24 protein-coding genes, 1 tRNA gene and 1 riboswitch are annotated in these 26,625 nt (G+C 34.9%); of the genes, 22 read left to right on the top strand and 3 right to left on the bottom strand.

Annotation, left to right across the window (positions count from 1 at the left end; genetic code table 11):
- The first annotated feature begins 94 nt into the window (after window positions 1-94).
- Window positions 95-757, top strand: a complete 663-nt coding sequence (locus F5ESL0237_RS06435) for a CPBP family intramembrane glutamic endopeptidase (protein WP_122024941.1) — start codon at window positions 95-97, stop codon at window positions 755-757.
- Between the two features lie 129 nt (window positions 758-886).
- Here the strand turns inward: F5ESL0237_RS06435 and F5ESL0237_RS06430 are convergent.
- Together F5ESL0237_RS06430 and F5ESL0237_RS06425 are read right to left on the bottom strand one after the other, a co-directional pair.
- Window positions 887-957: transfer RNA gene (locus tag F5ESL0237_RS06430), tRNA-Gly, on the bottom strand.
- A gap of 59 nt (window positions 958-1,016) precedes the next feature.
- A complete protein-coding gene (locus F5ESL0237_RS06425) occupies window positions 1,017-1,613 on the bottom strand; it encodes an SOS response-associated peptidase family protein (RefSeq protein WP_122022197.1) in 597 nt (198 codons plus the stop codon).
- 107 nt (window positions 1,614-1,720) lie between these two features.
- Between F5ESL0237_RS06425 and trpS the strand changes: the two genes are divergently transcribed.
- The 19 genes from trpS (at window position 1,721) to F5ESL0237_RS06330 (ending at window position 23,791) form a co-directional block, all read left to right on the top strand.
- Window positions 1,721-2,740, top strand: a complete 1,020-nt coding sequence (gene trpS / locus F5ESL0237_RS06420) for a tryptophan--tRNA ligase (protein WP_122024940.1) — start codon at window positions 1,721-1,723, stop codon at window positions 2,738-2,740.
- Window positions 2,741-2,743: 3 nt separating this feature from the next.
- A complete protein-coding gene (locus tag F5ESL0237_RS06415) occupies window positions 2,744-3,223 on the top strand; it encodes a deaminase (protein ID WP_122022195.1) in 480 nt (159 codons plus the stop codon).
- On the top strand, window positions 3,210-3,812 hold the full coding sequence (locus F5ESL0237_RS06410) for a TPM domain-containing protein (RefSeq protein ID WP_122024939.1): 603 nt from the start codon (window positions 3,210-3,212) through the stop codon (window positions 3,810-3,812). The genes F5ESL0237_RS06415 and F5ESL0237_RS06410 overlap by 14 nt, the downstream gene beginning before the upstream one ends.
- Window positions 3,813-3,867: 55 nt before the next feature.
- Window positions 3,868-4,032: riboswitch (M-box (ykoK) riboswitch) on the top strand.
- Between the two features lie 96 nt (window positions 4,033-4,128).
- Window positions 4,129-6,819 (top strand): magnesium-translocating P-type ATPase, encoded by a 2,691-nt coding sequence (mgtA, locus tag F5ESL0237_RS06405; RefSeq protein WP_122024938.1) that lies wholly within the window; start codon window positions 4,129-4,131, stop codon window positions 6,817-6,819.
- Window positions 6,820-6,928: 109 nt separating this feature from the next.
- Window positions 6,929-8,902 carry a methionine--tRNA ligase gene (gene metG / locus F5ESL0237_RS06400; RefSeq protein WP_122022192.1) on the top strand — a complete coding sequence of 658 codons (1,974 nt, stop codon included), beginning with the start codon at window positions 6,929-6,931 and terminating at the stop codon, window positions 8,900-8,902.
- Window positions 8,902-9,669, top strand: a complete 768-nt coding sequence (locus F5ESL0237_RS06395; protein ID WP_122022191.1) for a TatD family hydrolase — start codon at window positions 8,902-8,904, stop codon at window positions 9,667-9,669. Before metG ends, F5ESL0237_RS06395 begins: the two co-directional genes overlap by 1 nt.
- Window positions 9,656-10,222 carry a ribonuclease M5 gene (rnmV, locus tag F5ESL0237_RS06390; RefSeq protein WP_122022190.1) on the top strand — a complete coding sequence of 189 codons (567 nt, stop codon included), beginning with the start codon at window positions 9,656-9,658 and terminating at the stop codon, window positions 10,220-10,222. Before F5ESL0237_RS06395 ends, rnmV begins: the two co-directional genes overlap by 14 nt.
- Window positions 10,215-11,102 carry a 16S rRNA (adenine(1518)-N(6)/adenine(1519)-N(6))-dimethyltransferase RsmA gene (gene rsmA / locus F5ESL0237_RS06385; RefSeq protein WP_122024937.1) on the top strand — a complete coding sequence of 296 codons (888 nt, stop codon included), beginning with the start codon at window positions 10,215-10,217 and terminating at the stop codon, window positions 11,100-11,102. The genes rnmV and rsmA overlap by 8 nt, the downstream gene beginning before the upstream one ends.
- Before the next feature lie 82 nt (window positions 11,103-11,184).
- Entirely contained in the window at window positions 11,185-11,430 is a 246-nt protein-coding gene (locus F5ESL0237_RS06380; protein WP_090092443.1) for a Veg family protein, read from the top strand.
- A 111-nt stretch (window positions 11,431-11,541) separates the two neighbouring features.
- A complete protein-coding gene (gene purR, locus F5ESL0237_RS06375; RefSeq protein WP_090092441.1) occupies window positions 11,542-12,372 on the top strand; it encodes a pur operon repressor in 831 nt (276 codons plus the stop codon).
- 61 nt (window positions 12,373-12,433) lie between these two features.
- The gene (gene glmU, locus F5ESL0237_RS06370; protein WP_122024936.1) at window positions 12,434-13,819 is read left to right on the top strand and encodes a bifunctional UDP-N-acetylglucosamine diphosphorylase/glucosamine-1-phosphate N-acetyltransferase GlmU; all 1,386 of its coding nucleotides are present in this window, start codon (window positions 12,434-12,436) and stop codon (window positions 13,817-13,819) included.
- Window positions 13,820-13,923: 104 nt separating this feature from the next.
- Window positions 13,924-15,309 carry an MFS transporter gene (locus F5ESL0237_RS06365; protein WP_122024935.1) on the top strand — a complete coding sequence of 462 codons (1,386 nt, stop codon included), beginning with the start codon at window positions 13,924-13,926 and terminating at the stop codon, window positions 15,307-15,309.
- A 107-nt stretch (window positions 15,310-15,416) separates the two neighbouring features.
- Window positions 15,417-17,069, top strand: a complete 1,653-nt coding sequence (locus F5ESL0237_RS06360; protein WP_122024934.1) for an SLAP domain-containing protein — start codon at window positions 15,417-15,419, stop codon at window positions 17,067-17,069.
- A 303-nt stretch (window positions 17,070-17,372) separates the two neighbouring features.
- Entirely contained in the window at window positions 17,373-18,731 is a 1,359-nt protein-coding gene (locus F5ESL0237_RS06355) for a PTS sugar transporter subunit IIC (RefSeq protein WP_122024933.1), read from the top strand.
- A gap of 15 nt (window positions 18,732-18,746) precedes the next feature.
- Complete coding sequence (locus tag F5ESL0237_RS06350; RefSeq protein WP_122024932.1) at window positions 18,747-19,853, top strand: DUF871 domain-containing protein; 1,107 nt, start codon at window positions 18,747-18,749, stop codon at window positions 19,851-19,853.
- 170 nt (window positions 19,854-20,023) lie between these two features.
- A complete protein-coding gene (locus tag F5ESL0237_RS06345) occupies window positions 20,024-20,995 on the top strand; it encodes a ribose-phosphate diphosphokinase (RefSeq protein ID WP_090092432.1) in 972 nt (323 codons plus the stop codon).
- Between the two features lie 302 nt (window positions 20,996-21,297).
- On the top strand, window positions 21,298-22,245 hold the full coding sequence (locus tag F5ESL0237_RS06340) for an ATP-binding cassette domain-containing protein (RefSeq protein WP_122024931.1): 948 nt from the start codon (window positions 21,298-21,300) through the stop codon (window positions 22,243-22,245).
- Entirely contained in the window at window positions 22,242-23,012 is a 771-nt protein-coding gene (locus F5ESL0237_RS06335) for an ABC-2 family transporter protein (protein ID WP_122022183.1), read from the top strand. Before F5ESL0237_RS06340 ends, F5ESL0237_RS06335 begins: the two co-directional genes overlap by 4 nt.
- Before the next feature lie 2 nt (window positions 23,013-23,014).
- Window positions 23,015-23,791, top strand: a complete 777-nt coding sequence (locus tag F5ESL0237_RS06330; protein ID WP_122022182.1) for an ABC transporter permease — start codon at window positions 23,015-23,017, stop codon at window positions 23,789-23,791.
- A 92-nt stretch (window positions 23,792-23,883) separates the two neighbouring features.
- Here the strand turns inward: F5ESL0237_RS06330 and F5ESL0237_RS06325 are convergent, their stop codons facing one another.
- Window positions 23,884-25,242, bottom strand: a complete 1,359-nt coding sequence (locus F5ESL0237_RS06325) for an HD domain-containing protein (protein WP_118897737.1) — start codon at window positions 25,240-25,242, stop codon at window positions 23,884-23,886.
- Between the two features lie 268 nt (window positions 25,243-25,510).
- Between F5ESL0237_RS06325 and F5ESL0237_RS06320 the strand changes: the two genes are divergently transcribed.
- Both F5ESL0237_RS06320 and rpoE read left to right on the top strand, forming a co-directional pair.
- Window positions 25,511-25,915: a DUF1934 domain-containing protein gene (locus tag F5ESL0237_RS06320; protein ID WP_090092427.1), complete on the top strand. Its 405-nt coding sequence runs from the start codon at window positions 25,511-25,513 to the stop codon at window positions 25,913-25,915.
- Window positions 25,916-25,960: 45 nt separating this feature from the next.
- Window positions 25,961-26,518, top strand: coding sequence for a DNA-directed RNA polymerase subunit delta (gene rpoE / locus F5ESL0237_RS06315; protein WP_118907028.1), 558 nt, complete (start codon window positions 25,961-25,963; stop codon window positions 26,516-26,518).
- Window positions 26,519-26,625: the final 107 nt, after the last annotated feature.

Raw genomic sequence — 26,625 nt, 5'->3', positions numbered from 1 at the left:
TTAAGAAAAGTTAATGGTCATTTCATAAAATTACTTTTTTTTGCTATAATATGGATTTTGGAGAGTATACAATTAGTTAGATAGAGGTAGTTTTGTGAATACACCAGCATCAAGAGAAGGTAACCTAATACGCTATATTGTTTATTTTATTGGCTATTTAATGACAGCTGGCGTAATCAAGCTAGTTATTGAAAATCTGCCAATTCATGTTTGGAATTTTATCTTATTTGCAACAATTTCCTTAATGGTTCTGTTATTTTTTATTTATCGCTTTAATCGCGAGCAACGCTTTTTTGCTCCGGGATTAGCCGGTTCATGGATTAGTAATTTTGCGCTTATTATTGGCATGACCCTGCTAATTACTGTATTCAGAATCAGTATTTCTTGGCTGCAATCGTATAATCACTTGCAGTTGTACGGTATGCAAACAACATATTTGCACCATGAAGGGGTGGCAAATTATTGGTTCTTTGTGATTGCGTTAGGAATAGTTTTACCGATATTACAAGAGTTTTTAATTACTGGCTTTTTGTTTAACTATGCTTTTAGGCGTGATAATGTACCTACCGCTATTTGGGGGATTATTACATCTGGAATTTTATTTAGTTTGCTTAATTGGCAAAATTCAGCAACATTATTATTAGTTAATTTCTTTTTTGGCGCTATTTTTGCTTGGTCTTATTTGTATACACAAACTTTATGGATGCCGATTTATTTATCTGTTTTAAATGGTGTTTTACTTTTAATTATGACGTAAATTTATGAACCAATGTATTTAAGATAACTAAATTGCTTGGTCTGTTTTGGGGCCAATTATAAGAATTAAATTACATAAAAAACGTAGGTTAAACCCTTAGGATTGACCTACGTTTTTTATATAGTATTAAGCGGATAGCGTGAATCGAACCCGCATCTTCAGCTTGGGAAGCTAACATTCTACCATTAAACTATACCCGCATTTCTTCTATATTTTACCATAGTTTTTTAGAAAAACCAACTTTCGGTAAAATTTATGGTTAATGGACCATTTTGGTGGCAACTAGATTTACGTCACGCGTAATTAGTGCGGAAAAATTTTGAAATAACCACTGGCGTAGTTCATCTGGCTCAATAACTAATGGCATCCGATCATGGATTGGTTGCATTATTTGATTAGCGGTGGTAGTAACCATTGAAAAATAATCGTTTTGGTAAATACCAGCAATTAAAGTCAGGGGCTCGTTAGAATTATGAAAACTATATTGTTCATGTGCTTGTTTACCGTATTTAGTAATATAAGTTTCCTGTGCTGTTTCAAAAAAGCAGTTTGTAACAATGATGCATCGTCTACGTGCAAAAGATGAATCCCACATAGATGGACGTTGATTGAAGAAACGCTCTATCCGAGCATTGAAAATAACTTGATTTTGTTTCATTGGCTTGGGATAGCCCCAAGTTTTAGGAATTAAAAGTAACTGATTATTTTGATATAAGAGTACAGGGGCCTTGTTTTTGGGAAAAATATTAGAATTTTGCGGTAGATTCGAATCTGGTTCTATTAATGGTAATTTTAAATCGGTAATTAAGTATTTTTTGATTTCAGCTAAGCTTGGTATTTGGAATTGATGACACATTTGATCCTCTGTATTTTATCATGGCTTGATTTTTGGTAGAATTAGTTGTAATTACTGCATTAAAAAGATTTTAAAATTTTTTTCAACTTTAGGCAAGGAGGATACTAATGAAAAATAAAATACTACTTACGGGTGATCGTCCAACTGGTAAATTACACGTTGGACATTATATTGGTTCATTAAGAAATCGAGTTAAATTACAAGATTCTGGTGAATATCAGCCATATATTATGATTGCCGATACTCAAGCACTTACGGATAATGCACGTAATCCAGAAAAGGTTCGTAATAGTTTAATTCAAGTTGCGCTTGATTATTTGGCTGTCGGTATAAACCCAGATAAATCAACCATTTTTGTTCAATCACAAATTCCCGCCTTATTTGAATTAACAGCCTATTACATGGACTTGGTTACAGTTAGTCGCTTGGAACGAAACCCTACTGTTAAGGCAGAAATTAAGCAAAAAGGGTTTAATGATTCAATTCCAGTAGGTTTTTTGAATTATCCTGTTTCACAAGCTGCTGATATTACGGCTTTTAAGGCCACAACTATACCAGTAGGTGATGACCAAAAACCAATGTTGGAACAGACAAGAGAAATTGTTCGAACTTTTAACCGTATATATAATTGTGATATTTTGGTGGAACCAAAGGGTTACTTTTCGATTAAAGGACAGGGAAGATTGCCTGGGCTTGATGGAAATGCTAAGATGTCAAAATCTTTGGGCAATGCAATTTATCTTTCAGATGATGCAGCAACTGTCCAAAAGAAAGTTATGTCGATGTATACTGATCCTGGGCATATTCATGTACAAGACCCTGGTAAGATTGAGGGTAATATCGTCTTTACTTATCTTGATATTTTTGATTCTGATACAGCCAAAGTGGCAGAATTGAAGGAAGATTATCAAAAGGGTGGATTAGGCGATGTCAAAATAAAACGATATTTAAACAAAGTATTAGAGCAGGAATTAGCACCAATCCGTGAACGTCGGCTCCAATATGAAGAAAAGATTGATGAGGTTTATGAGATGCTCGAAGCAGGCTCTAAACAAGCTAATATTGTCGCAAATCAAACATTGTCTGAAGTACGTGATGCAATTGGCTTAAACTACTTTAAGAGGTAAAAAATGCGTGATCGGATTCCTTGGAAACAATACTTTATGATGCAAGCTTTAGTAATTGCGCAGCGTTCTACTTGTGATCGTGCCTTAGTAGGCAGTGTTTTGGTAAAAGATAATAGAATTATTGGAACTGGTTATAATGGGTCAGTTACCAATGAGCCACATTGCGATGATATTGGGCATCAAATTGTTGCTAATCATTGTGTGCGAACAATTCATTCAGAAATGAATTCATTGATTCAGTGTGCGCGCAACGGTGTTTCAACAGATCATACGGAAATTTATGTTACACATTTTCCTTGTTATAATTGTGCTAAGGCTTTAGTTCAAGCGGGTATTAAAAAGATAAATTATTACTTTGATTATCATGATAATCCCTTGGCAATAGCGCTTTTTAAAGATTGTGAGGTTCCTTATGAGCAAATTAAAATTAATCGCAACTATGTTGAACAGCTGGCACATAAGCTTGAAGATGTTGAAAACTAAATTAAGTTCTATAGTTGTATTAGTTAGTCTATTTTTAACGATGACCGCATTTTCTAATCCTAATATTAAGGATGAATGTCACCTGTTAGATAAAGAAACTAGCCATTTAATTGTTGCTAAAAATGGTCGGTATTTACAAACTAGTGAGCAACCTCAGATTGTGGTGCAAACGGTTCAACGAATAAATGATTTGACGCCGCATCGTTTAGCTAAGGCTAAAAAAACTGTCTTTATCGTTGTAGGGGTCAAAAAAGAAAAGCGGAATGTCCAAATTTATTCTAGTAAGGATTTGCATGGTGCTTTTACAGCAGATGTGCGGGGAAATATTATTCGATCACAGTCTGCCGCATTACTTAGCAAGGACAAAAAAGAATTTAACAAGGGCTTGAGATTTGTTTTTCGCGCTTGTGCAACGACCATTGATCAACGCTACCAATATGCCCTTGATAAATATGATTTAACTAGTAAGGAACGGGCGCAAGTCATTCATCCGCATCGATTGGCTTTGCCGATTGCTATGGCTTTAGTTATTGTAATTGCTGGTCTAGCGTATTTTTTCAAAAGTAATTTACATATAAAAAATAAGTAAAAGGATTGACCACCTTAAGCGTGTGTGTTACTATCGACTTGCTAATTAAATAAAACAAATAAACTGTTAGGTGAGACTCCTACGTGAACATATGCTATCGCTCAGAAACATCCAGAGATGCCAATGAGTCAAATAGTTATCGTCGATTTAAGGCGCTAACCAGATAGCTAGCTTAAGGCTTACGTCACGTAGTGTTAAAACTGAACGACGAGTACTTGATAATACCTTGTTTAAAAGGAGGGAGCGCCTAGCGGATAAAGCAGATTGGGGCTCCCTTTTAGTTTGTTTGAATTTTGGAAAAGAAGGAGTGAGAATAATGTTAAAAAAAGCCAATGAATCAGCTACTAACCAAGATTTAGAGCTGGTTAAAAGTATTGCTAAGGAAAGTAGAACTGAGACACTAGCACGACTACATACTAGCAGTGATGGGTTAACAAGTGAACAAGCTGTTCGCAATAGAGAAGAATATGGTGCAAATACAATTACGTCTAACAAACATAATTCTAAATTGCATTTTTTGACAGAAGCTTTTATTACTCCTTTTAGTTTAGTATTAATTGTTTTAGCATTTTTATCATTATGTACCGATTATATTTTTGTTCCAGCCGGTGAAAAAGATTTAACAACGGTAATAATTATGTTAACGATGGTCTTTATTTCAGGGATAACTAATTTCATTCAGAATATCAGATCATCAAATGCTGTTGATTCACTCTTAAAGATGGTTTCAATTACAACTGACATTATTAGAGACGGTAAGGATCAAGAAATTGATACTAGTGAAGTGGTAGTTGGCGATATAATTCGGCTTGCAGCTGGTGATATGGTTCCAGCTGATATGCGTCTTTTAACGAGTAAAGATTTATTTTGCTCATCGAGTTCATTAAACGGAGAATCGAATCCAGTTGAAAAGATTGCAACCAAGAAACCTAAAATTGGTGCAGATCGTGATTATTTAGATTACCCAAATATTCTTTATGAAGGGACAACGATTGTTTCTGGATCTGGACTTGGTGTTGTATTTGCTACAGGTGAGCGGACAATGTTCGGCAAGCTGGCACATGATATTTCAAATCAAGATGTAAAAAACACTGCATTTGATGTGGGAATTAAAAATGTGTCTAAGCTATTAATAATTATGACGGTTATTATTGCCCCATTGGTTTTTATTATTAATGGTTTAACTAAGGGAGATTGGGTTAATGCCTTAATTTTTTCAATTGCAACTGCAGTTGGGTTGACGCCAGAAATGCTGCCTGTAATTGTGACAACTAATTTAGTCAAAGGTTCAATTGAAATGTCCAAAAAGGGCACAATTGTTAAAAAGATGAATTCGATTCAAAATTTTGGCTCAGCCGATATTTTGTGTACTGATAAAACAGGAACTTTGACTCAAGATAAAGTGGTTTTAGAACGGCACTATGATCTAAATTTACATGAAAATCCCCATATTTTAGAATTAGGGTATCTTAACTCATATTACCAGACTGGAATGAAAAATTTGATTGATAAAGCAATCATTGAGGCAGCTGGTGATGAATTAGATATTAATGAAATTCAACGTGATTATAATAAGATTGATGAAATTCCGTTTGATTTTTCTAGAAGAAGAATGAGTGTAGTCGTTGAAAATGCTGATCTTGAACATGGCGCACACTTGCTAGTAACTAAAGGTGCTTCTGAAGAGATGATGGCTGTTGCCACTAAAATTGAAGTCGATGGGCAAATTTTACCGTTAACGCCAGAACGTAAACAAAAAGTAATGGAAAAAGTTAACGAAATGAATAGCGATGGATTGCGGGTCATCATGTTGGGTTATAAGCGTAATCCAGCTCCTGTGGGAGAATTTTCTGTTAAAGATGAAGAAGACCTGATATTATGTGGCTTCTTAGCCTTTCTTGATCCCCCAAAGGAAAGTGCCAAAGCGGCTTTGGCAAAGCTTAAAGAAGACGGCATTACAGTTAAAATTTTAACTGGCGATAATGAAGCAGTTACGCGAACAATTGGTCTACAAGTAGGTTTAAATGTAGATACGGTTTACTCTGGGGCTGATTTAGAAGGGAAAAAACCGGATGAATTGGCAAAGATGGTAGAAGAATGTAATATTTTTGTGAAGTTATCACCAGAAGACAAAACTAAGATTATCAACTTGTTGAAACAAAATGGTCATACAGTAGGCTACATGGGTGACGGTATTAATGATGCACCAGCAATGAAAGCGGCAGATGTTTCGATTTCAGTAGATACAGCTGTAGATATTGCGAAAGAATCAGCCGATATTATTTTGCTACATAAGGATATGAACGTCTTAGAAACAGGTGTTAGAATTGGACGTAAAGTCTTTGGTAATACGACTAAATACATTAAGATTACCCTATCTTCAAACTTTGGTAATATTTTATCGATTCTAGTTGCATCCTCATTTTTACCATTTTTACCAATGCTGCCCTTGCAATTATTGGTTTTAGATTTATTATATGGAACTAGCTGTTTATCATTACCATTTGATGAAATGTCTGATGATTATCTCAAAGAGCCACGAATTTGGTCGACTAAGAAATTACCAAAATTTATGTTTTACTTTGGTCCAACTTCTTCAGTTTTTGATATTCTAACTTTTGGCTTATTATACTTTATAATTTGTCCGTATTTAGTTGGTGGTAGCTTTAATGCAATTAGCCCTAGTCAAAAAATAGCTTTTATAGCCTTATTCCATACGGGGTGGTTTATTGAATCACTGTGGACGCAAGAAATGGTTATTCATGCCTTGCGTGACCGGCGCTTGCCGTTTATTAAGCAACATGCTACAACCACTGTTGTCTTGTCTACTTTCGGTGCTGGGATTATCGGAACGTTAATTCCATTTTCCTCTTTTGCAAATAAGCTTGGTTTTGGTAAGATGCCATTAAGCTTTATGTGGATTATTTTAGGAATTTTAATCCTTTATATCTTACTGACGACTTTGGTAAAGCATTTTTACTTAAAAGATGAAAAATTTCTAATTTAGAAAATATGGCTAAAGGTTAAAAAGGGAATTCCAGGAGGAATTCTCTTTTTTGTTGGTGTAGTATTATATAATATAATGAATTATACGAATCTTAAGGAGAAAAATGAAAATGGCTGATAAAAAAACTTTTTACATTACGACCCCAATCTATTATCCATCTGGCCGCCTGACCATTGGTAATGCTTACACTACTATTGCTGCTGATGTTATGGCCCGATACAAGCGTAGTCAGGGTTATGATACTTTCTTTTTAACTGGAACTGATGAGCACGGGCTAAAGATTGAGCAAAAAGCTGAAAAGCAAGGAATCAAGCCACAAGAGTTTGTTGATAGTATGGCAGCAGATTACAAAAAATTATGGAAAAGCCTGGATATTTCTTATGATAAGTTTATTCGCACCACTGATGAGCAACATGTTAAAGGCGTTCAAAAAATATTTGAACGTTTGTTAAAACAAGGTGATATTTATCTTGGTGAATATACTGGCTGGTATTCAGTTGAAGATGAAGAATATTTTACTGAGTCACAATTAGCTGAAGTTTATCGTGATGCTGCGGGCAAGGTAATTGGTGGCAAGGCGCCATCCGGTCATGAAGTTCAACTGGTTAAGGAACCATCCTATTTTTTCAAAATGAGCAAGTATGCTGATCGACTTTACCGCTACTATCAAGATCATCCTGAATTTATTCTGCCTAATTCGCGCGAAAAGGAAATGGTCAATAATTTTATTAAGCCGGGGCTAGAGGATTTGTCGGTTACTAGAACCACAGTTTCTTGGGGAATTCCGGTACCAAGTGATCCTAAGCATGTTGTTTATGTCTGGATTGATGCTTTATCAAACTATATTACCGCCTTGGGTTATGGCTCCGCCGACGACTCTTTGTTTAAAAAATATTGGCCAGCTGATGTTCACTTGGTTGGTAAGGAAATTGTTCGTTTTCATACAATTTATTGGCCAATTATGTTAATGGCTCTTGATTTACCGCTACCTAAACATATTATTGGTCATGGTTGGGTATTAATGAAGGATGGTAAGATGTCTAAATCAAAGGGTAATGCCGTTTATCCGGAGTCAATTACCAGCCGTTATGGTGTAGATGCTTTACGTTACTACTTAATGCGAGCATTACCATTTGGTTCTGACGGTATTTTTACACCGGAAGACTTTGTTGAACGAGTTAACTATGATTTAGCCAATGATTTAGGTAACTTGCTAAATCGGACCGTTTCGATGATTAATCAGTATCAAATGGGTCTTGTTAAGCCAGTTAGTGAACAAGATGAATTAGGCAAAAATTTAGCTGAAACTGCGCATAAAGTGATTAATAGTTATCAACAGGAAATGGACACGCTTCACTTTACGCAAGCAATTGATGACATATGGCAATTAGTCAGTCGTGCTAATAAATACATTGATGAGACAGCGCCTTGGATCTTAAATAAAGAAGACAAAAAGAATGATTTAGCGCGGGTAATGGCTAATTTAGCAGAAAGTTTACGTATTATTGCATTATTAATCGCGCCGATTATGACGCGGACTGCAGGCAAAATATACAAGCAATTAGGACTTGATTGGAATATTCCTGCGCAAAAGCAACTCGCATTTGGTGGCTACGATTGGAATATCAAAGTTGCTGCAAAAGCACAGCCAATTTATCCACGTTTAAAGCCAGAAGAAGAAATTAAATATATTAAAGATGAAATGGCAAAAGCTAAGCCCAAGAAGCAATCCCGCAGTGAAAAAGAGCAAAGCAAAGAAATTACAATTGATGATTTTGCTAAAATTAAAATTCAAGTTGGGCAAATTTTAGCAGTTGAGCCAGTTAAGGGCTCTAATAAGTTATTACAATTCCAATTAGATTTTGGTGCAGGAAACAAACGTCAAATTTTAAGTGGAATTAGGAAATATTATCCAGAAGCAAGTGAATTAGTAGGTAAAAAAGTACTGGCAGTAACTAATTTAAAGCCACGTAAGATGCTAGGAAAACTTAGTCAAGGCATGCTTTTATCTAGTGAAAAAGCAGGACAAGTAAAATTAGCTATTGTTGGTGATGAGCATGAAATTGGGGCAGAATTAGGTTAATGGAATTAATTGATAATCACACCCATTTACAAGACAAACCTTTTCAAGGAAAAGAAGAGTTTTACCTTGAACGTGCACATAAATTAGGGGTAACCAAAGTAATTTGTGCTGGGCAAGACCCTACTTTTAACCAACAAGCAATTGCCTTAAGCCAGCGTTTTGATCAAGTTTACGCAATGGTTGGCTATTGTCCTGATATTGCTAAAACTTATAATCAAAAGGCTGAAGACTTATTAATTGAGCAGTTGCAAACTCCTGGTGTAGTAGCGATGGGAGAGATTGGGCTCGACTATTATTGGGACGAAACGCCGCGAGAAAAGCAAAAAGAGGTATTTGCTCGACAAATTGAGGTTGCACATGAATTAAAAATGCCAGTTGATATCCATACGCGTGACGCTTTTGCGGATTGTTACGAAATTCTCCGGCATAGTAATCTAGAATATGGTGCAGTCTTACATAGTTTTAATGGTAGCGTTAAATGGTTAGCAAAGTTTTTAGCTTTAAATGTTAACTTCTCCTATTCAGGTGTGGCATCTTTTACTAAAGCGACGCAGGTGCATGAATCTGTCAAAAATACCCCACTAGATCGGTTACTGATTGAAACGGATGCACCATTTTTAACACCTAAGCCATATAGAGGCAAGCAAAATGAGCCGGGTAACGTTTATTATGTTGCGCAAGCTATTGCTGAATTGAAAGATATACCAATACAAGAAGTTGCTCAAGCAACTTATGCTAATACAATGAGGATTTATGGGCTTAACTAAAAAACATTTTAATGCAGTAGTTGTTGTTGAAGGAAAAGATGACACAATTAGGTTAAAACAATTTTTCCCGGGAATTGAAACAATCGAAACAAACGGTTCCGATGTGCCAGATGCCGTTTTAGTAGAATTAAAAGAATTAGCTAAAAAGCGCGATATAATTGTTTTAACTGATCCTGATTTAAACGGAGAACGGATTAGACGGTTGGTTACTGAAGTAGTGCCAAACGCGAAGCAAGCATTTATCACTCGTCAAGAAGGGCGACCACGTAAAAAAGGAAATTCATTAGGAGTTGAGCATGCCTCAAAGGCTACGCTGATTAAAGCTTTGAGTGATTTACATGAAAGTAAAATGCAAAGCAGTGATTTGACTAGAGCGATATATCGAAAATTAGGTTTAGCTAGTGACTTAAATTCGCGTAAATTACGGGAAAAAGTAGGAATTAAATTGCGAATAGGTTACGGGAATGCACAACAATTTTATAAACGGTTACAAACTTTTGGGGTAACTAGTGCTCAACTTGAGAAAGTGGTAGAGGAGGTTAATAATGAATAGTGATATGCCAATTGGTTCAAGTGTAAGAACCCAAGCCATTATTAATCGTTATTTTTTACGAGCTAAGAAAAATCTAGGCCAAAATTTTTTGGTTGACTTAGATGCTCTCGAAGGAATTGTTCAAGCCGCAGAGATTAAGTACAATGATCAAGTAATTGAAATTGGTCCAGGAATAGGTTCATTAACTGAACAATTGTTATTGGCAGGAGCAAAAGTCTTTGCCTATGAAGTCGACGAAACTTTGCCTGAAATTTTACAAAATGAATTACCTGCAAAAATCAATGGTGTCCCGATAAAAGAGCGTTTTAAGCTTATGATTAAGGATATCTTAAAGGCGGATTTTGCTACTGATTTGGCGGATTTTTTTGATTTAACTCAACCAGTTAAAGTAGTGGCAAATTTGCCATATTATATTACGACGCCAATTATTTTCTTTTTAAATGATACAAAGTTAAATTTTTCCAGTTTAACTTTAATGATGCAAAAAGAAGTAGCCGAGCGGCTTAGTGCGCATCCAGCTACTAAAGAATATGGTCCACTCACAATCTCTGTCCAAACGCAAATGAAAGTAAACCTTGCCTTACAGGTAAAAAGCAAGTCCTTCATTCCAAGACCTAAGGTTGATTCTAGTGTAGTTGTTTTGCAGCCTTTGCTTAAAAAAACAGATGTTGGTAATATTAAACATTTTAATTGGGTAGTCAAATGTTGTTTTGCCCAAAGACGCAAAACATTAAATAATAATTTAAAAACTTTAATTCCTAATACCTTCCAACGGGAAGCACTGATTAGTAACTTGGGTGTTGACCTACATACTAGGCCAGAACAATTGACAATTGACCAGTTTGTCGACCTAGCCCGAGCCATACCAATTAAAAATTAACCAAAATATTCGGGTTTAGCTTTAAAAATGATTGAAAAAATAATGATAACATGGTAGAATTCCCCCAAAGGAGTTGTTATCAGTGCCAACATCAATTATTACCATTAAGCAAAAATTGGATTCACATTTGGGTGATTCATTAACTGTGGTTGCAAGAGCAGGTCGGAAGAAGGTTACTAAGAGACGGGGAATTTTGCGGGAAACATTTCCAGCAGTTTTTGTGGTTGACTTAGATCAAGATCAGAATAATTTTGAGCATGTCTCATATAGTTATACCGATTTGTTAACCAAAAACATCACTTTAAAGTTCGATGATGTGACGGAATAGTTACAGTAAAAAGTAAAAATAATTTTTTTGGTAGTAACATTTTAAAATGTTAGTGCCTTTTTTTGTGGTTCAGAGTATAGTAGAAAAAGTAAACATTAGAGAGGATAATTTATGAAACGTTCAGAAAGACTAGTTGATATGACGAAATATTTAATGGAGCGACCACACAATCTGATTTCATTACCTTTTTTTGCAACGCGCTATGGAGCCGCTAAATCATCAATTTCTGAGGATTTAACTATTTTAAAGCATACTTTGGCTGATAATCAAGATGGTATTTTAGAAACAGTTGCTGGAGCTGCTGGAGGAGTAAGGTACATTCCGTTTTGGGGTAAAAAAAATGTTACCCAATATTTACAAGACTTGGCTAAAAGAATTGAAAGTTCAGAACGAATTTTAGCAGGTGGTTTTGTTTATCTTTCAGATATTTTAGGTAATCCACAAGACTTAGATAAAATTGGGAAAATAATTGCTACTCGTTATGCTTATTCAAATATTGATGTGGTAATGACAATCGAGACTAAGGGAATATCATTAGCTCAAGCAGTTGCACGGTATTTGAATGTACCATTTATTACAGCCCGCAAGCGGTCGAAGGTAACTGAAGGAGCTACTGTCTCTGTTAATTATATTTCTTCTTCGCTTGATCGTGTTTCCAAAATGGAACTTCCCACTAGAGCTTTAAAAGAAAATTCAAATGTTTTACTAGTAGATGATTTTATGATGGCTGGTGGTACCTTGACGGGGATGAGACAGTTAGTAAAAGAGTTTAATAGTAATATTGCTGGAATTTGTGTTTTATGTGAAGCGGACTTTGATGATGAAAAAGTAATTGAGGGACACTTATCTTTAATTAGGATAAAAGATGTAAATGATAAGCAAAAGATAATTGTAGCTGAACCCGGTACACTACTTGGACATACTAACTTTAACCGCTTTTAGCATATAAAATGATATGTTAAAATATGGTAATAACTTAAGAATATAAAAGAGGCTGAATTTAATGAAAAAATTTGTAGTTGTACTTGCAGCCGGTAAGGGTACACGAATGAAGTCAAAGCTATATAAAGTTTTGCATCAAGTTTGTGGAAAATCAATGGTCGAACATGTAGTTGAAGCAGCTCAAGCAATAGAACCAGATAAAATAGTTACAGTAGTTGGTAATGGAGCAGAAAAAGTAAAAACTGTTTTAGCTGGGAAATCTGAGTTTGTTTTACAAAAAAAACAGTTAGGCACGGGCGATGCAGTTTTAACAGCAGAAAAGCAGTTAGCTCAAGAGGACGGCGCTACCTTAGTAATTACAGGAGATACTCCACTTTTTACAAGTAAGACTTTACAAAAGTTGTTTGACTACCATCAAAATAAAGGTAATGCTGCTACTGTTTTAACAGCACAAGCGCCTAATCCATATGGTTATGGTCGAATTATTCGGGATGAACAAGATAATGTTTTACGGATTGTAGAACAAAAAGATGGCAGTCCTGAAGAATTGAAAATTAAAGAAATCAATACAGGTGTCTTTTGCTTTGATAATAAGCAGCTTTTTACTGCCCTTAAGCAGGTAACTAACGATAATGCACAAGGTGAATACTACTTAACTGATGTATTAGAAATTTTGCGTAATAATAATCAGCGTATTGGTGCTTATAAAATGCATGACTTTAGTGAAAGCATAGGGGTAAATGACCGCATAGCTTTAGCACAAGCTACTAAAATTATGCAAAAAAGAATTAATGAGCAGCATATGCGAGAAGGGGTCACTTTTGTTGATCCAGATACTGCCTATATTGATGCAGATGTAAAAATCGGCAGTGACACCGTAATTGAGGGGAATGTCGTAATTAAAGGTAAGACAGTAATCGGTAATAATTGTTTAATTACTGCTGGTTCGCGTATTATTGATTCTCAAATTAGTAATAAGGTGACTATTACTTCGTCAACTATTGAAGGAGCAAAAATGGCCGATCATAGTGATATAGGTCCTAACTCACATCTACGCACCAATTCTATTATCGAAGCGGGCGTTCATATCGGTAATTTTGTTGAGGTTAAAAATGCTGAAATTGGACAAAATTCTAAAGTTGGTCATTTGACTTATGTGGGTGATGCTACTTTGGGTAAAGATGTCAATGTAGGTTGCGGGACAATTTTTGCTAACTATGATGGTGTGCAAAAGGATCATACAACCGTTGGTAATCGATCTTTTATTGGTTCAGGCTCAACATTAGTTGCTCCAGTAAATGTGGCTGATCATGCTTTTATAGCCGCTGATTCAACTATAACTAAAGATGTTAGTCAATATGATATGGCAATCGCTCGCGGTAAACAAGTAAATAAACCTAATTATTGGCATAGGCTTCCTTTAGCTAATGATCCCAATTGGCAGTAAACGCTAAAAGCTCTAGTTTAAACTAGAGCTTTTTTAATTACTAAAAAATAAATGTTGTCCTTAATAAGAAAGTGCTATCATAAGTGATGAAAGGGGGAATGATAATGATTAGTTCGCTTTTAAAACAACCAGATAAGGAGGAGCAAATACCACCAGAAAAAATTGCCAAGACCTACAGATGGCATCAATTAGGTGTCTTGTTAGCTACTTGCATAGGTTATATTGGTTACTATATTATTCGTCTAGTTTTTACAGCTGAACAAAATGACATTATGAAAGCATATCACTTTACAACTGCTAATGTTGGGTTGATTTTATCTTGTTTTGGAATTGGTTATGGTGTAGCTAAGCTATTTATGGGGGTATTAGCTGATAAATGTGATGCCAATCGCTACCTAATGGTTGGCTTATTATTATCAGCATTTATAAATATCTTTTTAGGGTCGACCCGCAACTTATACATCATGATGGCATTGATGTTTATAATGGCAATAACGCAGGGAATGGGGGCTGCTGCATGCCAAAAAATGATTCAACTTTGGTGGGGGCCACGAATGCGAGGCACAATGTATTCGATTTGGTCGTCAGCCCATAATGCTGGCTCCTTTATTTGTGTAGCAATTGTTCAACTGGCTGTTTTTTTATTTTCTGGTTCAATTGCAGCTGTCTTTTATACGGCATCAGCTGTTTCATTTGTGCTTTGTATATTAATCCTAGTTTTAGGAGCAGATCGACCAAAAGCTGTTGGACTCCCAGATATTGCAACTTATACGGATGATCGAGTTATTCTAAACGATGGGCAAATTTCAACTTCTGATCAAACTGACTTGAATGTTGGCCAAATTTTTATTAAGTATATTTTAAAAAATAAACTAGTCTGGGCAGTAACATTAACGTCGATGTCACTTTATTTAGTTAGGTATGGTATTCAAAGCTGGATTCCCGCTTATTTAGTTCAAAATAAGGGTTTTGATCCTGCAAATGCAAAATGGTTAATTGGTATTTTTGAATTAGCATCTGTTCCAGGTGTAATCATTATGGGTGCTATTTCAGATGCTTTAAAGGGTCGACGAGCATTAGTTTCAATTTTTTGTGTGCTTGGTACATTAATTTGTTTAACGATTTATTTTTTTAATAATAATCATACTTTAATTATAGCCGCTTTAATAATCATGGGTAATTTGATTTATGCACCATTGACTTTGGTCGGATTAATGATCAATGAAGTTGTCCCTAAATTTGCTGTGGGAGCATCCACTGGCTTTATGGGCTTTTTCCAATATATTTTTGGTGAATCTTTAGCTACAGCACTGATTGGTATTTTAGTTGCAAAATTTGGTTGGTTAGCAAGTAATACTGTCTTATATGGTGCATCAATTCTAGCACTTGTTTTTTTACTTTATACGGCAGTTAGTGAAACAAAAATGCAAAAAAAAAATCACAAATTAATTTATAAATTGGAAATAATTAATTTGAATTTCCTAGAGTAAGTAGAGTATTAAGAAAAAGTAAGCTATTTTAAAGTCGATTTATTAGAATTACATTTTAGTATATAATAAGAATTAGTAAATTAAATTTTAGTGAGGTAAATAGATAGATGAAATTAAGTCATAAGTTATTGATGGTATCAACTGCTGCGCTTCTTGGCGTTAGTCCAATCTTGAGTGCAAGCCAAGCATCATTAGTACAAGCTGCTAACAAATCAGCTACTAAGACAAATAAAACTGATACCAAAACTAATAAGTCTGTTTCTAAAAAAGATACTGCAAAGAAAACTAGTTCAAAAAAGAATAGTACTTCAAAGCGAGGCACAATTAAATTAAGTCGGAATGCTTATGTTTATGATAAAAATGGTAAACGGCTTAAGAGCTACATGGGCAGTGCTAAGTATACTGTAATAGCTAAGGGTGTTACTTTAAACTACAATACTAAAAAGACAATTAATGATGTTGATTTTTATGACCTTGGTGGTAATGCTTATGTCAAAGCTGCTAATGTAGGTTATGTTGACGGCAAGAAAGTTAATCCTAAAAAAAGTGAAAAAACAGACCAGTCATCTACCACAGCTAAATTAAAGAGTAATGCCTATATTTATGATGAAAAAGGCAAAACTAATAAGAAAAAAATCAAGAAGGGTCAAGTAATTGCAGTTGATCAATTAGTTTATATTGGTGGTAAACTTTATTATCGGATTAGTGGTGAAAAGAATCAATTCATTAAGGCTAATAATGTAGGGTCAACTACTGGTACTGCATTAAAACCAATTAATAAGAAGCCAGAAAAAGATGATGACAAAACACCGTCAGACAATCAAAATGACCCAACGGTAATTACCTTAAATCATAATTCATATCTTTATGATGGTAAAGGTAGCTCAAAAAGCAAAGTAGTTAAGAGCGGTCAAAAGATTCAAGTTGATAAGTTGCAGTACATTGGTAAAAATCTCTTTTATCATGTAAATGATAAAAATTATCCTGGTGATGATAATTGGATTAAGAAAAATAATGTTGGCATCATTACTGGTAAGCAATTAACGCCTTCTAATGCTAAACCTGATGATAAACAAAACGGGACAATTGCCACATTAGGTCGGGATGCTAACGTTTATAATAGCAAAGGGGTTATGCAATCAACTAAGACTTTTGCTAAAGGTCATACAGCCCGTGTAAATGAATTACGTTATATTTGGATTGAAAGTGAAAATAAGGCTGAATTATTCTATAAGTTACAAAGTGATAAGAATGGCTACCTTAAAGCAAGTGATATTAGTACCATTGCAGGTGATAAATTAATCCCTGTTAATACAGCGGAAGCCGCAAAAGAAGAAACTGTTATGGCGACTGATGCAGATAAGAAGACTTTACAAGCTGCGTTAACTGAAGCCACGACTATTAAAACAAGTGATAGCTACAAATTATCAAGTAAAGCTTTACGTGATGCTTACGATGCAGCCATTACTTCCGGTAACCAAGTGAACAGTGCTAATGCAACTGTTGCTAGTGTTAAAGATGAAGTAAATAAAATTAGCAAGGCTAAGGCTGCGCTTAATGGTAAGAAAATTGTAGTTAATGATTTGAAAAACTTAACCATGGATGAAGCAAATCAAATAGTACAATTAGTAGCTACTGCTAACGGTGTTGACAAAAATACTGTTAAATTTAGTAATAACAATACTGTTTTAACGATTACTAGTGCTAATGGGTTTGAACAAACATTAAATATTGAAGATTATGCAACTATTGTTAAGTAATTAAGATAATAAAAGATATAGCTCAAAAAGCAGGTAAAAGGCAAATATGACTTTTACCTGCTTTTTTTAATGGTTAAAGTTAAAACTAATATACTGGAATTAACAAATAGCTAGATTTATTACTTTAGATTGTGTAAGCTAATAAAGCCTTAAATGATTAATTAAATGTAGTTAAGGAAACATTGCCTGCTATATAATAGATACCTTATAATAAATATTAATATCTGTTTTTTTATATAATGTAAAGCGGATACAAATACTATGCTATAATATACGTGGAGTAAAAATAGTAGGAGGGAAATTATGAATGCTTTAATTAATTGGTTAAATAAGCATGTTGTTCCAGTCGCTGCTAAGATTGGTTCAATACGCTGGCTAATTGCCTTGCGTGATGCCTTCATTGCAATGATGCCATTAATGCTAGCGGGTTCAGTTGCCAATGTTATTAATTCTTTAATCAGAGATTTACCAAATCAATTTGGCTGGACCGGTTTTGTCAACTCAATGCAATGGTTAATTGGCATTAATGCAATGGTTTGGACAGGATCAACTGCTATCTTAGGGTTGTTATTTTCGTTTACATTTGGCTACCAAATGTGTGTTCAGTACAAGGTTGAACCTATTACTGGTGGCCTGGTAACTTTAGGAACCTTTATCATGGGCTTGCCGCAAAATTTTTCTTTAGTTTTAAAGGAAGTTTTGACTAAAGGTGATATTAAGACTATGACTGATGCTGGTGCAACTGTTGCTGGTAAAAATATTAGTGCATGGGGTTATTTTAATTTTGGAAAATATTTTGGAGCCGCTGGTTTCTTTACGGTAATGATTATGGGGGCCATTTCAATAACCGTTTACATTTGGCTCATGAAAAAAAATATTACTATTAAGATGCCGGATACTGTACCACCAGCAGTGGCAAAAGCTTTTACCGGTATTATTCCAGCAACTGCAGGTTTATACCTTGTGGGAATAATTAACTATCTTTTCAGTCTTAATCAAATGACTGTAATTGACTTTATTTCAAAGACAATTCAAGAACCATTAATGAAAGTTAGTCAAGGATATTGGTCTGTTTTACTGATAACTTTTTTAGTACAATTGTTCTGGTTCTTTGGTATTCATGGTACAAATGTTTTGGCTCCTGTAATTGAGAGTATTTGGACTACAGCTTTAATTGCTAATATGAATGCTGCTCATAAAGGTCAATCTTTGCCATATTTGTGGACAAGATCGGATTTTGATCTTTATGTTTGGATTGGTGGCGCTGGCTCCACCTTATTACTGATTTTAGCAATTTTAGCCTTTTCAACGCGTGAAGATCAACGAGCAGTAGCTAAGCTATCACTTGTTCCTGGAATTTTTAATATTAATGAACCAGTCATGTTTGGAATGCCAATTGTGCTAGATCCGATTTACTTTATCCCATTTGTTATTTCACCTCTGATTATGGTATCAACGTCTTATGCTGCTTTAACCATGGGGTTAGTTTCACGTGTCAGAACACAAATAGTATGGTCGATGCCACCTATTTTGAATGCTTTTATTGGTACAATGGATTGGCGCGCAGTCGTTTTGCAACTAGTTAATATGGTAATTGGTTTCTTAATCTATGTGCCATTTGTTAAAGCTGCTAACAACGTTAATACACAAGCTGAGGCTTAATAGGAGTTATATTTAATGAAACAATTAGGAATTTCACTTTATCCTGAACAAAGTACTTTTATACAAGATAAGGAATATATTGATTTAGCCAAAAAATATGGCTACCAGCGTATTTTTACATCACTTTTACAATTAAAAAGTGATAGTGGAGAGGATTTGTTGGCCCGTCTTAAAGAAGACGTTGATTATGCTAATCAATTAGGCTTCAAAACAGTTGTTGATATAAATCCCGCACTATTTAAAGAATTAAGAATTGACTATAATGATCTTAGCTTTTTCCAAGATTTAGGTGTTTGGGGATTACGGCTAGATGAGGGATTTAGTGGTATTGAAGAAGCGGCGATGACGCATAATCCTTATGGCTTAAAAATTGAATTAAATATGAGTCGGGGTACTAATTATTTAGACAGTATTATGTCTTATGACCCGGAAGAAGATAATTTAATTGGTTGTCATAACTTCTATCCGCAAGAATATACTGGTCTAAGTGAAGAGATTTTTTACGAATATTCACAAAAATACCGTGACTATGGGTTGCATACTGCTGCTTTTATTTCATCTAAGCATGCTGAATTTGGTCCTTGGCCAGTCCACGAAGGTTTGCCAACGATGGAAAATGATCGCGACAGAAATATTTTTAGTCAAGTAACTCACTTAAGATTAAGTAAAATGATTGATGATATTATTATTGGCAATGCCTTTGCCACTGAAGAGGAGTTGGCTCAAGCGGCTGCTGCTTTTAATAGTCCTTTTCCTACTTTGAGTATAGAATTTACAGATAATGTTTTGCCAATTGAACAAACAATTTGCTTAAAAGATGTTCATCTGTATCGTGGTGATGCTTCAGCATATTTGTTGCGGGATACTAAACCACGAGTAGTTTATGCAAACGAAGCGATTCCAGCACAAACTGAAATTAAAGAAGTTTTTGATTATGGTGATGTGGTAATTGTGAATGACAAATATCCACGTTATAAAGGTGAGTTGCAACTGGTTTTGACTCCATTTGAAAATGATGGTCGGCGTAACTTCGTTGGTCATTTAAGAGAAGACGATCTTGACTTATTGGATGCAATTGAACCGTGGAGCACTTTTATTCTTAAAAATGCCAAAAACGACTAAATAAATTGTTACAGTGATTGTAACGGCTAAAAAATAAAAAAATACACAATATCTGGTCTTAAAGGCTTGAATGTCGCTTTGTAAAGTTGAATAATAAGATAGGAATAACTTTTTCAGACAACTTTTGCTAAAATAATAAGTTGTTAACCAAAGATTAGACGGAGGAAATTATGTCTTATAAAGACAACATGATGTTGTTTGCCCTGAATTCAAATGTACCGCTTGCCCAAAAGATTGCCGAGCGAGTTGGAATACCGTTAAGTAAGTCAAGTGTTCAGCGCTTTAGTGATGGTGAAATTCAAATTAATATTGATGAATCAGTTCGTGGGAAAGACGTTTATTTGATTCAGTCATTGAGCGTTCCAGTAAATGATAACTTAATGGAATTATTAATTATGATTGATGCTGTGCGTCGGGCTAGTGCGCAAACAATTAATATTGTAATCCCATATTATGGTTATGCACGTCAAGATCGTAAAACTCGCCCACGTGAGCCAATTACAGCTAAGCTTGTTGCTGATATGTTGCAAGAAGCTGGTGCAACTAGAGTCTTATCATTAGATTTGCATGCACCACAAATTCAAGGCTTTTTCGATATTCCAGTTGATAATTTAATGGGCGCACCATTATTAGCTGATTACTTTTTATGCAATCATTTGGAAAAAGATGCTGTGGTTGTTTCTCCAGATCATGGTGGTGTTACGCGAGCACGAAAATTAGCTGAGTTTTTAGGCACGTCCATTGCGATTGTAGATAAACGGCGACCACGAGCTAATGTTGCTGAAGTAATGAATATTATCGGTGACGTTAAAGGTAAACGGGCAATTATTATTGATGATATGATTGATACTGCGGGAACCATTACATTGGCAGCCCAAGCTTTAATTGATGCTGGTGCTACAGAGGTTTATGCAAGTGCAACTCATGCTGTTTTATCAGGTCCAGCTATTAAAAGGTTAAATGATTCCCCAATTAAGAATTTGGTTTTGACTGACTCAATTAACCAACCTGAAGAAAAGAAATTGGATAAAACTTTATTAGTTTCGGTTGGTCCATTGATGGGTGATGCGATTAAATGTATTCAAAAGAATGAGCCATTGAGTCCACTCTTTAATACGCGTTATCAAGAAGATCAACACTAGACTAAAAAGCAACATTTTAGTAATTTAGTGAAGTTTATTTAAATATTACTCATTTTAAGTATCGGGCTACTAAGTAGTTTGATACTTTTTTATTTTTAATTCATTAAATAAAAAATAAAAATAACATTTATAATTTAATAATGATTGCATATAATTAAAATGTTTATATTAATTAAAGCGAAAATAATTAAGGTTTACATCAATAAAAATATGACAGATTGCTAATATTTTTCTTTCAATTGCTATCTAAAAGCAGAGTTTATGTAGTTATGAAGAAAAATATTAATAATGGAGAATAATAAATGATTGTTGAAACCAAAAACCTTTATAAAGAATACCAAAAAGTAGTATCAGCCACACTATTTCATAAAAAATACCAGCAAATTCTAGCTGTCCATGATGTTTCCTTTCAAATTAAAGCAGGTGAACATGTCGGCTTGGTTGGCTTAAATGGGTCGGGTAAATCTACTTTGATTAAAATGATTCTTGGTATTTTGCAACCAACTAGCGGTAAAGTAGAAACCTTTGGTTGCGTGCCAGTAGATAATCGTCAAAAAAATGCTCTGAAAATCGGGGTGGTCTTTGGGCAAAGAAGCCAATTACGCTGGGATTTACCGGCGATGGATACTTTTCGTTTAAATCAAGAACTTTATCAAGTACCACAAACAAGTTTTGAGCAGCGAGTAAGGGAGTTATCTCAGATGCTTGATGCGAAAGATTTTCTCTTTCAACCAGTGCGCAGCCTTAGTCTGGGGCAACGAATGAAAGTTGAATTTATTGCAGCTTTAATTCATGATCCAGATTTAATTATTTTGGATGAACCCACGATTGGCTTAGATGTTTTAAGTAAGAATAGCATTGTTCATTTTTTAAAGACGCTAACTAATAAAACAATTATCTTTACGTCACATGATTTGGATGAGGTAGAAAAAGTTTGTTCACGTACAATTATTCTCAATCAAGGATACCTAGTTTTAGATAAGAGTAGTCAAGAGCTAGCTAATCTTGATGTACCAGCTACAATCACATTTACTAGTAAAAAGAGCCGGTACAATGATTTACAAAAAAATTGGTCACAGTTGCAATTGCTTGAAAATGGCAACTATCAACTTAGTGGGATTAGTCATAACGAAATTATGGTTACTTTGAGTAAAATTACGGCTAAAATTCCAATTGATAATATTGAAGTCAAAAGTGGGAAATTAGAGTACCTTCTCGCCCATGTCGGTAAAGCAGGTGAACGCCAATGAGTTATCGCATGATGTTGCTCAAGCTTGGGCTAAAAAAAGGCTTTTCATCGAAATATATTTTGCTTTTTTATCTTTTTTCTTCACTAATTTCAATTGTGGTGCAATATTTTTTATGGCAGGCTGTTTTAGTTAATCGTTCACTAACAGAATTTAAGCAAACACTAAGCTATCTTATTTTAATGCAACTTTTGAGTATTTTGTTTCCTAAGTCAAGCTATGATCTTAATGATCAAATTCGTTCAGGCGATATCGCACTTGATTTATTAAAACCAGTATCAATTGTTACCCAATTATTTTGGGAAAGTTTAGGTTATTCTATCACCAAGTTAGTAATCGTGGGGGGAGTTGATCTTGCCCTTTACTTTTGGGTGCTGGATTTTCAATTCAACTTACTGGCAGTTTTGTTAGTGCTAGTTACAGGTGTTTTAGCCTACATTTTATATTTTGAGCTAGAATTGATTTTGGGTACTTTTACTTTTTATACCTATAGTATCTGGGGGATTGCCACTTTCAAGGAAGCCCTACTTTTGATCTTGGCGGGTAATGTTTTTCCAGCTTACTTTTATCCGCAAGTATTAAAACAGGTAGCGTCCTATTTGCCTTTTCAATATTCATTTAGTGCGGTCGGCATGCTAGCGCAAACTCCTTCTTGGCAATTATTTTTACAGATTGTCGTAATTCAAATTGGTTATATCATATTTTTGATATTGCTATTCAAGGTTCTCTTCAAGTGGTCCAGCACTAAAACTGTTATTCAGGGAGGTTAACCATGCGCTATTTGAAACTATTATTGACTTATTTAAAGGTAAACCTTAAATCACTTGCCATTTATGATTTAGACTTTTACTTTGCAATTTTAGGAATGATAATCCAAAATGGATTAAATATTGTGGCGCTACGTTTTATTTTTAACCTTGTGCCACGAATTAAGGGATACAGTTTTGAACAATTGCTATTAACCTATGCTTTAGCCACTTTATCCTGGGCCATATTTCGCTGTTTTTTTATTAATACCCTTAATATTGCTACTTATATTCATAGAGGCAGTCTTGATACAATTTTAATTAAGCCCGTCAATCCCCTCTTTCAAATAATTAATGAGCGGGTTGATGAAGATTCATGGGGCGATTTATTGGTTGCACTTTTATTATTAATTATTGTTGATTTCCAATTAAATAATCCTTGGTATATTACAGTGATGTTTATTTTTATTGCGCTATTCACGTCGTTAATTTTCTTAAGTCTGGCAGTTTTAGGCAATACCGTCGCTCTATTTTCTAATGGTTTGGCTGATTTGGCAGAAACCACTTTCGACTTCTTTGAAATGAGTAAGTACCCTTTGACAATTTATTCAGGATTATTAAAAGTGATAATGACTTTTATTATACCGATTGGCTGGGTAGCTTCTATTCCACAAGAACGCATTGCAGATAAACACGAATGGGGCTGGTTAGTTATCATTCCGTCAGTTTGTTTACTTTATTTTGTTTTAGTTTATCAGCTCTGGCGCTTATTTTTACGTAAATACCAGAGTACGGGTAGCTAAGTTCTAAAATTTTGCAAGCCTAACTGTTTACTTAAAATTTAAAATAAGCTGAATTAAGTAATTTAAAGTCCAAATTAAATACAGCTTATTTTTTATTTTCGGGGTTTTCTTAAATAACGTAAGGTACCATTTTTAATATAGCGTTGAAATTGCTGGTAAAGGGGATCGAAAATTTGTGGTTCATCACTATTCGACATCATAATTTTAGGAAAAAAGAAACGTTCATCACCTTGTAAAGTTCCGTTAAGAGCGCGTACAAGAGGGCTAAGTTGGGATAACTCAATCAATTGCCCATCGTCTTGCATGATTTCGATTTGGCTATTAGCATTTTTGCCGCTAGGCTTGTAAGCATCATATGGCTCATCAAAAGCGGAGTTGGTGTCCGTGTAATAGGTGGGATCAAAGCCAGCTTGTTTAATTAAGTCCTTGAGCTTGGGTAAGAGATTTTTGGTTTCGACGTCAATCCGGATACTGGCAAACGGTTTACGAAATAAATAAAGATTTGCTAAATCAGCTAGAATTGGGTCATTTGCATCGGTCCACATTAAAAAATTGGTTTCCATAACGCCATCATCTAGTTTAAGATAGTCGTTCAGTGTCCAACTATCTGCTAAAAAATTAGCTAGTTCAGGCGTTACTGGTAAAACTCCTTTGTGGTAAATGATTTTTGCCCGTTCTAGTAAGTGCTGGAGCATTACTTCCATTGCACGACCGACGCGGTGAAAGTAAACTTGTTGGTACATCTGGTAACGCGAGACTATGTAATCTTCTACTGCATGCATGCCGGACATGCTGAAACAAATCCCACCGCTAAATGGTCTGATCTCTTGTAAAATACGAGACAGATCAAATTCACCATAAGTGACACCGGTAAAGTAGGCGTCACGTTTAAGATAATCCATTCGATCAGCATCCGCTTGACTAGAAATCAATTTTACTACTTGGGGATTAGGATAAGTTTTAGCAATTACACTGGCTACTAGTTCAGGGAAATTAGGTGCAACTTGGCGTAATACTTGATTAACTTCAGTGTTCGGGTCGGTAATGATTTTTTGACCAATTTTTTCATGATCAGTGCCAAAAAGGTGTTCAAAAGTGTGTGAATAGGGCCCATGACCAATATCATGAAGTAGCCCCGCACATTCAACTAATAAACGATTATTTTCATCCCAAAGCCCGTCACCTGAACGTTGAGTGGGATATTTTTGGGCAAAGATATTACAAATTCGTCTAGTTAATTCGTAAACTCCGGCGTTATGCTCAAAGCGAGTGTGTGTTGCACCGGGAAAGACATAAGCAATCGGCCCCAACTGTTTAATTCTACGCATACGCTGAAATTCTTTAGTGGCAACTAGGTCTTGGATTACTTGGTCTTCAATATGAATGTATTCGTGAACCGGATCACGCAGCACAATTTCTTTAGTTAATTTAATATTTTGAAATTTAGGCATATGGGACCTCAGATCTGGTTAACTAAGTAGTTAAAAAACGTATATATCTTAATTATAACAAATTTCTAGTAATGCAGGCTAATTGAATTCTATTCCCAGCTCCGTTGATTAACTGTAAAGTGAGCCTAGCAGAATTTCTAGCTAAAAAAAAGAAATTAACTTATAATAAAGCAGAATAAAAGCTTTAAAAATGTGGTTTAGAGTAGCTAATTATAAACTATTTTTAAAGGCTATAAACAGTTTGGCAAGGGAGAATTTAAATTAAACAATGACTAGAGTAAAAGTTAACTTTACCAGTACAATTGTTCAAGAAAAAGAAAGTGAAACATTTACTAAAACTAGTGTGGGTGAATTGATTAAAATTGGAGAGGTTACTAGAGTTTCATACTTAGAAGATGGTCAAGTACCGGTTAAGATTTTAATTAAGCCTAATGATGTGATTATTAAGCGCAGTCAGGACAGTGCTAATTATTCACAGTTACATTTTGTTTTAAACGAACAACGAAATTGTCGATATGTAGCGCAAGGTTACCAAATGGATTTAAAAAGTATGACTAATTTAATTAAATTTTTCCCTAAAATTGATGGTTCACAAGAACTTCGAATTGAATATAACCTCTTTAGTGGTCTATACTTAATAGGTAATTATACCGTCACATTGATTTTTACTTAAACGCCTAGTAAAATGGAAAAGATTGACAAAAGAGAGGAATGCATTGTGGGATTAAACGACTTTAAAGACAAAAATCGCAACGAATTATCAATGATTGAAGTTGCTCGCGCAATTTTGGAAGATAACAATAAGAGAATGGCCTTTGCTGATATTGTTAATGCTGTGCAAAAGTTTTTGGGTGAGAGTGACGAAGAGATAAGAGAACGTTTGCCTCAATTTTATACAGACATGAACACTAATGGTGAGTTTATCTCTATGGGAGAAAATATTTGGGCACTACGTTCGTGGTTTCCGTATGAATCAGTTGATGAAGAGGTTAATCATCCTGAAGATGAGGATGAAGAAGATACTCGTACGCATCATAAGAAGGTTAATGCCTTCTTAGCTAGCGCTACTGGTAGTGATGACATCATTGATTATGATAACGATGATCCTGAGGATGAAGATTTAGATGCTGCCCCTGCTGATGAAACTGATTTTGTTGCGGATGACGATGATTTCACTGATGCAGCTGATGATGAGGATGAAGATTTACCAGACGGTATCGAGGGACAATTATCAGAATTAAATGATGATGAGGATGAAGATGAAGAAGACGAATAATTTTCTTGACTTCAACAATAAAAATAGATAGTATTTTATTTGGGCACCTTATGTGCGTTTATGCTCCCGTTAGGGAGCTTTTTTTATTTTATGGGTTAATTTTATTT

Source organism: Lactobacillus sp. ESL0237 (genome assembly GCF_003692985.1).
GTDB lineage: Bacteria > Bacillota > Bacilli > Lactobacillales > Lactobacillaceae > Lactobacillus > Lactobacillus bombicola.
Note: the sequence above shows the minus strand (reverse complement) of the source record. Positions and strands in the feature narration are given on the sequence as shown.